Genomic DNA, 1329 nt, shown 5'->3' with positions numbered 1-1329 from the left:
ACGTTCTACCTGAAGAACCGCAACGACAACTCCGGCGACCCCGACATCGTCAGGCAGTTCGGGAACTTCGACGACCTGCCCATCGCCGGACGCTGGGGCTGACCGGCGCGACCCTGAAGGAGACGACATGCGTTCCACAATGAAAGTCCTTCTGGCGGCCGCCGTGATGCTGGCGGGCAGCCTGCTTCCCCTCAACATCGCCCAAGCGGCCGCGCCGGGCTTCGCGGCCCCATGGCCGTGCGGGCAGCAGCGGCAGTACTACCACCACTCCAGCGAGGTCGTCAACGCGATCGACTTCAACATCGCCGGGTCGGGCGACCTCGGCACACCCGCGCTGGCCTCGGCCGCGGGGACCGTCATCGAGGTGGTCCACGGCAGCTCCGGGTACGGCAACTACGTGCGGGTCTCTCACGGCGGCTCGTGGACCACCCTGGTGGCCCATCTGCAAAGCACCAGCGTCGTCAACGGCCAGCACGTCGTCACCGGGCAGGAGCTCGGGAAGGTCGGCAGCACCGGAAACTCCAGCGGTCCGCACCTGCACTACGAGCAGGAGCTGAACGGCGTGAACCAGCGCATCGTCATCGACGGCGTCACGCTCCAGTACACCAGCGCGATCAACCACCACACCAGCCGGAACTGCGGCTCCACCGTCGACCAGATCGGTCTGTACCGGCCCGAGAACGGCACGTTCTACTTCCCTGGTGGTGCTTCCGCTCGGTTGGGCGATGCCGGCATGGTGCCGCTGGCCGGAGACTGGAACCGCGACGGCATCGACACGATCGGCGTGTACAACGAGGAGAACCAGACGTTCTACCTGAAGAACTCGAACACCTCAGGGAACGCGGACGGTGCCTTCCGCTTCGGGAACAAGGGCGACATTCCTCTGGTGGGGGACTGGGACGGCGACGGGTACGACACCATCGCGGTCTACAGGCCGGGCAACCAGACGTTCTATCTGAAGAACCGGAACGACAATTCCGGTGAGGCGGACGGCGCGTTCCGGTTCGGGAGTGAAGGGGACATCCCGCTGGCGGGGAACTGGGACGGGGACCAGTACGACACGATCGGTGTCTACCGCCCGGACAACCGGACCTTCTATCTCAAGAACCGGAACGACAACTCGGGCGACGCCGATGGCGCGTTCCACTTCGGGAACAACGGCGACCTGCCGGTGGTCGGGAACTGGGACGGCGACGCGTACGACACGATCGGCGTCTACCGGCCCGACAACCGGACGTTCTACCTGAAGAACCGCAACGACAACTCCGGCGACCCCGACATCGTCAGGCAGTTCGGGAACTTCGACGACCTGCCCATCGCCGGACGCTG

General features: G+C 65.6%; 1 protein-coding gene. It reads left to right on the top strand.

Features of this window, described 5'->3' with window-relative positions; translation table 11 throughout:
- Nucleotides 1-127: 127 nt before the first annotated feature.
- On the top strand, nucleotides 128-1329 hold a 1202-nt coding region (locus tag BLS99_RS25440), incomplete at its 3' end, for a M23 family metallopeptidase (protein WP_143034956.1).

Source organism: Glycomyces sambucus, from assembly GCF_900102815.1.
GTDB classification, from domain to species: Bacteria; Actinomycetota; Actinomycetes; order Mycobacteriales; family Micromonosporaceae; genus Glycomyces; species Glycomyces sambucus.
Note: the sequence above shows the minus strand (reverse complement) of the source record. Positions and strands in the feature narration are given on the sequence as shown.